Below are 7,990 nucleotides of genomic sequence, written 5' to 3'. Positions count from 1 at the left end.
GAATGTCGAAAGCTATCGCCGGCGCAGCGCCATGGAGGCAAAGCGGACACGGGGACGACCGGCCGCATTCGCGACAATCAACAATACGCCCCAGTCTGTCGCGGAGCGTCAATCACCCGGCCCGCAGGGCCTTGCCAGCGACAATCACGCTGATACCCTGCCAGACGCCGCGACGTAGAAGCTCATCCAGATTGACGCGCGCGTCTCATCAAGATTGTCGCGCAATACCTTACAGTACAATGTCCGTCTCACACCTGCCAGCTCTCATCGTGTCACACGCCGAGGGCAGGGTCTCGATAGTCCTCCTGTTTCGTCATAACCGCCCAGATTGCGCGGGCAGTTTTGTTTGCCAGGGCGATGGCGACAAGCATCCGGGGCTTGCGCGCCAGCATCTGCTCGAGCCAAGATCCCTTGGGAGAGCCGTTCTTGACCGCCCACCTGACCCGCGTCATCGCACCGATGATCAATAGTCTTCGGATGTCTCGTTGCCCCATTTTGAAGGTCCGCCCCAAAATCTGCCGGCCACCGGTCGACTTCTGAACGGGAACGAGACCCAGCCAGGCGGCAAAGTCGCGTCCCCTTCGGAACCCTTCCATCGGTGGAGCGAACGCTTGGATAGCCATGGCGCTGACGGGGCCGACGCCCGGGGCTGTCTGCAGGCGGATCGTCTCGGGGTCTGACTTCGCTTCGTCCTTCACGCGTTTTTCTATTTCCCTGGTTTGCGGGCGAGTGGCGGGAGTTGCGTGAGGCGCTCGGCCTAACCAAGGTGCCCCACTACTCCACGCTGGCCTACGCCGCCTCGCGGCTGATGGCCGGCGCTGAAAAAGGGGGACGTTCCGGCGCGCCCAAGCGGCGCTTATGGAGCGCGCCCGCGCGGCGGGCCTGGTGGACCCCGCCCCTGTGGCCGCCGTGGATGCCACAGGGCTCGAGACACGGCACATGAGCGCCTACTTTGGCCTGCGCCGCGCTGGCTCAGGGCACCGGCAGCGAGCTTGGCCGAAGTTGACGGCCGTGGTGCATGTGGCCTCGCATCTGATCGTCGGCGCGGTGCCGGGCGTCGGACCCAGCCAGGACTCGCCCGACTTCATCCCGGCGATGCGCCAAGCGGCGAAGCTCATCGCGTTCGACACGGCCTTGGCCGACGCAGGCTACGATGCAGAGCACAACCACCGCCTCTGCCGCGACGAACTCGGCCTGCGTCGGACCGTGATCGCGCTCAACCCCCGCAACACCGGCGACCGATCACCCAAGGAGGCTTACCGCCGCGCGCTCTGGGGCGACTTCCCGGCCGCGCTCTATCACCAGCGCTGGCACGCCGAGAGCGCCTTCAGCCAGCATAAACGCCGGCTCGGATCAGCCCTCACCACCCGGGGCGAGAATGCCCAGCAGCAAGAACTCGCCCTGCGCGTCATCACCCACAACCTGGTCCTGCTCCCAAGGGCGAAATGAGGATCTCAACAGAGCAGGCGAACTTCTGAACATGCCGCGCATGAAGGCCTGAAAGAAGTTCGCACTCGATCACACGCCAAAGGTCCGAGGTCTCTTGCATCACGGGCGGCAACCAAAGAAGAAGATCGGACACTCTCCCTCAAGGCCGCCTGCGCTTTGCGTGCCAGCTCGCACAGAACTTCAGGAAGTGCTTCTCAGGATGGTTCGGCGTGATCTCATTGTCCGCCAGCCACAAGCGCCACTCCTGCTCAAGGACATAGACATCCCAGCCAGGTGCCACCACACGCGCTTCGGCATGGACATCGCTGTCCAGCCGCCCTGACCATGGGACGAGAATGGGCGCGGCACTCGCCAACTTCATAGTGCCTCGGTTAGTGAAGACTACCATATCCTGCTCGCTGTCGAACTCGACATGGTAGTCGGGCAGATGATCGTGCTGTGCCAAGTGGCGGATCATCTGCCGGAAGCGCTTTTCTGGGCTTTGCGAGCCGGACTTCTTGAGCAGGAGTGGGAGGCTAATCTTCCAGCTATCCTGCTGTCCGCAATGCTTGCGAGCGATCTCGTAGACCCTGCGTTCAAGCGGCTTGCGGAGCCGGAAGTAGTCCCGGTGCAAGGTCAGGACTTCCTGTGCGCGGATGGCGCTGAACACCCAATCCGAGAGCTTAACCTCGCACCACAGAAGCCGTCCGTCGAGCCCATGCTTGCGCCTGATGGAGGAGGCATCGATCAGGCCGAAGCCATCTATCTGCTCTTCGTCACCAGTCACGATGTTCGTGCGGATGCGTGTTCCCTCCAACCGGTCTAACGCCTCCACCAGTGCCATGTAATCGCGACCGGATGTACCGCGATTACTGAAAATAAGCAGATCCCGACTGTTGATGCGTACACGCCGGGAGACGGGTTCACCACGTCGCAGCTTCGCCATGATCTGGCTGATGCAGTAGATCAGGATGTCTTTGTCATAGATCGTCGCCAAGCCTTTTACGCTCGGCGTCACCTCGAGCCAGTGCCCATTGTGCTCATAGCGCCGGACGTTCGTGTCAGGTTTCTTTGACAGGGAGTAGAACGGATGCTCCATGTGCTGCATCACGTCCTTCAATGCGGCATCGGACACGTCGCAGATGAACAGGTCATGCTGTGGATGACGGTCAGGGATCAGTTGATCCTGGCGGTTCATAAATTCAGTGTCCATGCCGCATCTTCGTGGTTTCAGTTACGAAGGTCAAGATTCGTGGTTTCAGTTACCGAACTACCAGATTCGTGGTTTCAGTTACCAGATCCAAGATTTCAGTTACCAAGATTCGTGGTTTCAGTTACCAAGAGCCTTGTGGAAGGGTAAATTATACATTCATTATCAATCAGTTGGAGCTTGCCACAAAATACTTAACACATATCTAACTCCAAATTTAACACCCTGTCAGAATTTTAGAGAACCTTGAGGCAGAATTCGGACGACTGAAGAAGATGAGTAACAACCTGCAGATTAGTAACTACAGTCGCGCTGAATCCTAAGGTGAAAAAGGAGTTAGCTCCTGCCTATGATCAGGACCGGCCTTGTTACACGAAGCCTACCCAGGATCCACATTGCAGGTCCGGCGGCATAGCTAGGCGGCATGTCCAAGCCCGCTCCGAGCCGCTGTCGTACCCTGAACTGGTCCGCCTACAATGCCTCGCTGCGTGAGCGTGGGTCGCTGACCGTCTGGTTCGACCCTTCGACGCCCTGGCATGGCACGCGGCGCCATCGGGCAAGCGCGGCGGCCAGCCGGTCTACAGCGACGCCGCGATCCAGGCTTGCCTGACGATCAAGATCCTTTTCGGCCTGCCGCTTCGCCAGATCGAGCCAGGGAACGCCACTGGTCCGAGTGACCATGGGGAGGGGGCTTTGTCGCGAGCCTTCTGAAGCTGGCCGGCCTCGACTGGCCGGTGCCGGACTTCTCGACGCTCTGCCGACGGCAGAAGACCTTGGCCGTGCAGTTGCCTTACCGTGGCAGCGGCGGCCCTCTGCACCTGCTCGTGGACAGCACGGGCATCAAGGTCCGGGGCGAGGGCGAATGGCATGCGCGCAAGCATGGTGGAGCGCGCAGGCGGGTTTGGCGCAAGGTCCACCTGGCTATGGACGAGGCGACTCTGGAGATCCGTGCAGTCGAGATCACCGGCAGCGGCGTGGGCGATGCGCCCGTGTTGCCTGATCTGCTCGGTCAGATCCCAGAAGGCAGCCGATCACGTCGGTCACCGCGGACGGCGCCTACGACACCCGCGGCTGCCGGGACGCCATCGCGAACCGGGGCGCGGACGCGGTCATCCCACCCCGGCGCAACGCCAAGCCGTGGAAGAAGAACAGCCTCGGGGCAGCAGGCAGGAACGAGGACTTGCGCGCCATCAAGCGCCTCGGTCGAAGCATCTGGCGGTGCTGGAGCGGGTATCACCGCAGAAGCCGTGCCGAGATATGAGCCGGGCCAGAAAACGATCCGGTGGATCGTTTTCCCGGCGATTGGATGAACTGCATGAAGCTGCTCGGCCAGAAGCTCATGGCCCGAGACTTCGATGGCCAGACCGCCGAGCTCCAAGTCCACAGCGCCATCCTGAACCGCTTCACCGCCCTCGGCATCCCCGTTACGCAACCCGTCGGCTGACCTCGGCAGGGGAAAGGGGAAGCTCGACCTTCAGGCGTTCCGTGCAACAGAGCACTACAGGATCACCGAGGTCGGTGAATTGCTATGTTGACGCTGGAGCCGATGAGGGTTCACCCACTCGCTCACGGAGAGCCTGGGAGGCCCTCTGGAGGCCCGAAAGGCGAAGGCATGTGGTTGGGGAATGCGGAATAGAAGAAGGGCCTCAGGCGGTCCACTCTGTGGCTCTGAGAGGGTTGCCCTATTGAGCTGCTCCATAGTGGTTGCGAGTTTGGCGATGACTGGCATATCGAGATCGCGGGCCCGTTCCAGCAGGCTGGCCAGATCACGGGTGAACTGGTTGCGCGCGAGGTCTCGGGGTCGTCTTGGGCGAGGAGCCAGGCTTCAGCGCATCGAAGTTGCTGGTCACGTGCGTAGACCTCCAGCCGGGCAGGTCAGGGCGCAGGGACTCGAGGTGTTTGCAGTGTTCGAGGATCTGTTCGTGCATTGCAGTGGCGTTGGTCGCGTAGATGCGGACGAGGTGTCCTTCAGAGGTCTTGAGAGCCATGCTGGAGCCCTTCCTTATTTGGGGAAGCGTCGGATACCGGAGCGGGGTAGGAGGGCCTAGGCGGCCCGCTCCGTGAGGCTGGGGAGGATGTTGGTGTTGAGTCGCGCCATGGTGGCCGCGAGGTCGGCGACGATGGGCATGTCGAGGTCACGCGCCCGCTCCAGCAGGTGGGCCAGATCGCGGGTGAACTGGTTGCGGGCGATCTGCTCGGGGTCGTCCTGGGCCAGGAGCCACGCTTCGGCCGCGTCGAAGCTGGGGGCGGAGTGCCGGATGGCCTGGTCCCAGGTTGCGTCGTGGGAGGGGCGATACTCGATCTGGATCGAGAGGGGCTGGGTGGGGAGGAGGTTGACCCGGGCGTAGACCTCCAGCCGAGGCAGGTCCGGGCGCAGGGACTCGAGACGTTTGCAGTGTTCGAGGATCTGTTCGTGCATTGCAGTGCTCCTTTTGCAGTGCGGGTTGCAGTATCGGGAACGGGTTCGGGAACGGGGCATCCGTTCCCGCTGCAGTATCGGAGAGACCGACACAGTATCGGGTTCGGGAACGGGTTCGGGCTGTGCTAAGACCAGTCGGGTCTTTGACACAGGGTGATTTCGGGAAACGATGCGGGAGAGAGCAGGAGAGTGCCCGGACTCGAAAAGCGGAAGGAGGAGTAGGGCAACAAAAAACTTTTAAAATTAAATCTAAATTTCTAGAAATCAAAATAAAACTTCTAAAGAGTTTTCTCTTTTAGTCTACCTTCCTCTTTCTTCTTTCTTCTTGATCTCTTCTAAAGAAGAAAAGAAGAAGAAAGAGAAAGAATATAGAAGAGGAACAAAGTCTTACACAGGAAAGCTCGAAGAACCGTTTCGCACCACGAGGCACAGCCTCCAGAGCGCCCCCACTGGCCCTCACGAACCCGAAACTGTAACTCGTTGAAATCATTGGAACGGACGCAAATCCTCCTCGGACCCGCCCCCGTTCCCGTTCCGTTCCATCTGCGGAGTTATCCACAGGTTATCCACAGGCTCAGCGGCCCTCGCGGCCGAAACCGACCCTGGACCGGCGCCCTTCGACCTCGCGAAGTTCACGCAGAAACCGGCTCCGAGCCCGCCACAGGATCAGGATCTCGACGCTGAGGACCAGGGCCGCGAGGCCCGCGATGCCGAGGATCGCGAAGAGGATCAGGGTCGCGATCATGGCTGCACCTCGCAGATCCACGCTTCGGCTTCGGGGAGCTGCGGCATCCGGTCGGCGATGAGGTCGGCGCAATCGTTCGCGCCGAGATTGTATTCGACGACGTAGTCCTGGCCGTTGATCACGACGAGGAGCCAGAACACTTTTACCATGGCGTCACCGGCAGCGTGATCGGCTTCGGGTTCGGGTTCGGCATTGCGAGGCTTGCCAAGCGTGCCAGCATGAGGTCCGTCTCGGACAGGGGGAACATTTCAAATCTCCACTCGCGCGGTTTTCAAATTCCGGGCCTCGCGGATCTCCATAAATCGGAGATCCGCGGCCCTTGGAAGGCGGCCCCAGCACCTGTGCGGGCGATCCCGAAGCGGGACCGGGGGCATCCCGTGTTTGGGTGTCACGCGGTGTCAGGCAGGGCGTCCGCCAGGTCCGCCAACCTGCCTTGCCTTGGCGCGGCGCGAGCGATGCTCAAGCCGGACCCGGCGGGGATGCCCAAGGGGTGGCACCCTTTTAGCGGGACCAAGAGGCAGGGACGGGCGACGATGATGCGTATAATGCGCTGTAAAATTTCAGATTTCAGGTGGTGCAACATGCACCACAACGCCCTTTCGAGAGCTGCTGGCGCGGAGCGCTCACGGGCCACAGTGCCTTCACGATGGCCGAGCTGCAGCAGGCCACGGGCCTGTCTGCGCGATCAGTGCGCGATGCCCTGGTCGATCTGGCGCGGCTGTTCGGCCTGACCATCATCCGCCGTCACCATCAGCGGCACCTGTTCCGCTTCACCGGGATCCCGGGCTCCTGCACAGGCCGCGCCGCAAAGATCGGCGCCGACGAGCTGGAGCGTTCCCGGGGTACGGAAGGAGGAGAGGGCAGGGGAGTAACCGGCAATCTGTCGCCGCTTACTCTTTATATAGAACACAAGAGAAATAATCTTTCGCAGAAGATCGAAGTGGACGGCGAGGCCAACGTCCACCGGACGCCCTGGGCCGACTTCATCAGGCGGCTCAGAACCGGCACTCCGGCCGAGAAGGTCGATGTGCAATACCTGTGGAACGGGTTTTGTGGTCTGAACCAGCGTAACGGTCGCAGCCGCGTGCCCTTGGCCTTCCTGATCGGTTTCCTGCGGAAATACCCGACCACACCCCAAAAGCCGCAACCCACGCCGGCAGTAGGACAACAGGCTGCTCCAGCAGCCTGTCCGGCCTCGACTGCGGACGCTGGCGCCGTTGCACTGGCAGACATGGCCCGACCTGCGCCGTTCGAGAACCGTCACTGGCACAAGCGGGATCTCATCCGGCGGATCGGCCAGACAACCTACGACGAACGTGTTGATTCCCTGATCAAGCGATACGGCGGCAGTCGCTTCGGCGCCGAGCTGGCCGTCCACGGCCAGGCCGTCCGTGATGGCGAGATCACCCGGTGACGCCGGGCCGATCCTGCCCGGTCTGGCGGGAGGCTCCGCGCCGTGATGCGGCTCTCGTCAGCCTGACGCCCGATGCCCTGGCCAGCAGGGACAGCTTGTCGTGAAGTGTGCGATATTCCGGGTTGTGCCGATAGAGATGGATCGCCTCCAGAAGCAGCTTCCACTCCGTGACCGTCAGGCTCGACGCGGGCGCGGTGCTGTCGGGTCTGGTCATGCAAATCTCTCGATCAAAGGCAGTGGAAATGGCATGGCTGGCGAACGCGAACTTGCCCGACCTGAGGGTATTGATCGGAGCAAAAACCCCGGATGTCCCGGTTTGACGTTGCGTCACTCCAGCTCGGTCGCGTCATTCCAGCGCAAGCAAGTCGCTGGATCGATACGGTTTTCCATGCCGCTTGCGGCTCTTGCAGGCGGCCAGCCGGTCGGCGGAGTTCCTGCTGACCCTCACGGCGGATTGCAATGGCGGATGCTCGGTGGCGCTGCCCTGCAGCAAGGCGCTGATTGTGGTGCAGTTGGGAATGAAGCCCGAGATCCTGTCGCCCGCCTGGTCTTGCCCCCGTTTCATCGGACACTCAGGCGGTTGCGGTTTGAGCTGCGATGAACTCGCGGGGCGAGCGCATCTTCAGCCCTGAGTGCGGGTGGTTTTCGTTGTAGATGCTATGCGCGTCCTGTTCCCGAGGGCGTAGGCTTTGGGCCTTCGCCAGTGATGGAGGCCGCAATGACAAATGCTACTGCAACGACCGGTCTTGTCTGCACCGTTGCCGTCGAGCTTGC

8 protein-coding genes and 2 pseudogenes are annotated in these 7,990 nt (G+C 61.5%); 3 read left to right on the top strand and 7 right to left on the bottom strand.

The features are described from left to right. Positions 1 to 272: 272 nt before the first annotated feature. Positions 273 to 713, bottom strand: a pseudogene (locus H5395_RS17055) (transposase); the annotation flags it as partial. A gap of 145 nt (positions 714 to 858) precedes the next feature. On the opposite strand from H5395_RS17055, the gene H5395_RS17050 reads away from it, so the two are divergent. After that, positions 859 to 1,449, top strand: a complete 591-nt coding sequence (locus tag H5395_RS17050; RefSeq protein ID WP_182793729.1) for a transposase — start codon at positions 859 to 861, stop codon at positions 1,447 to 1,449. Between the two features lie 139 nt (positions 1,450 to 1,588). On the opposite strand, the gene H5395_RS17045 is transcribed toward H5395_RS17050, so the two are convergent. Next, entirely contained in the window at positions 1,589 to 2,641 is a 1,053-nt protein-coding gene (locus H5395_RS17045; RefSeq protein WP_182793728.1) for a replication initiator protein A, read from the bottom strand. Between the two features lie 421 nt (positions 2,642 to 3,062). On the opposite strand from H5395_RS17045, the pseudogene H5395_RS17040 reads away from it, so the two are divergent. Continuing rightward, positions 3,063 to 4,082 (top strand): annotated as a pseudogene (locus tag H5395_RS17040) (IS5 family transposase). Positions 4,083 to 4,682: 600 nt separating this feature from the next. On the opposite strand, the gene H5395_RS17035 reads toward H5395_RS17040, so the two are convergent. From H5395_RS17035 to H5395_RS17025, 3 genes are all read right to left on the bottom strand, one after another. Continuing rightward, on the bottom strand, positions 4,683 to 5,057 hold the full coding sequence (locus H5395_RS17035) for a hypothetical protein (protein WP_182793727.1): 375 nt from the start codon (positions 5,055 to 5,057) through the stop codon (positions 4,683 to 4,685). Between the two features lie 574 nt (positions 5,058 to 5,631). Further along, positions 5,632 to 5,802: a hypothetical protein gene (locus H5395_RS17030; protein WP_182793726.1), complete on the bottom strand. Its 171-nt coding sequence runs from the start codon at positions 5,800 to 5,802 to the stop codon at positions 5,632 to 5,634. After that, complete coding sequence (locus tag H5395_RS17025; RefSeq protein WP_182793725.1) at positions 5,799 to 5,951, bottom strand: hypothetical protein; 153 nt, start codon at positions 5,949 to 5,951, stop codon at positions 5,799 to 5,801. Before H5395_RS17025 ends, H5395_RS17030 begins: the two co-directional genes overlap by 4 nt. A 497-nt stretch (positions 5,952 to 6,448) precedes the next feature. Between H5395_RS17025 and H5395_RS17020 the strand changes: the two genes are divergently transcribed. After that, the gene (locus H5395_RS17020; protein WP_182793724.1) at positions 6,449 to 7,216 is read left to right on the top strand and encodes a hypothetical protein; all 768 of its coding nucleotides are present in this window, start codon (positions 6,449 to 6,451) and stop codon (positions 7,214 to 7,216) included. On the opposite strand, the gene H5395_RS17015 is transcribed toward H5395_RS17020, so the two are convergent. Further along, a complete protein-coding gene (locus tag H5395_RS17015) occupies positions 7,206 to 7,430 on the bottom strand; it encodes a hypothetical protein (RefSeq protein WP_182793723.1) in 225 nt (74 codons plus the stop codon). The genes H5395_RS17020 and H5395_RS17015 overlap by 11 nt on opposite strands. A gap of 132 nt (positions 7,431 to 7,562) precedes the next feature. Then, on the bottom strand, positions 7,563 to 7,781 hold the full coding sequence (locus tag H5395_RS17010; RefSeq protein WP_182793722.1) for a hypothetical protein: 219 nt from the start codon (positions 7,779 to 7,781) through the stop codon (positions 7,563 to 7,565). Between the last annotated feature and the right edge of the window lie 209 nt (positions 7,782 to 7,990).

Origin of the sequence: Paracoccus sp. MC1854, from assembly GCF_014164635.1 — a bacterium.
Classification (GTDB): Bacteria; Pseudomonadota; Alphaproteobacteria; order Rhodobacterales; family Rhodobacteraceae; genus Paracoccus.
The sequence above is the reverse complement of the archived record's forward strand: the minus strand, read 5'-3'. Positions and strand labels throughout refer to the sequence as shown.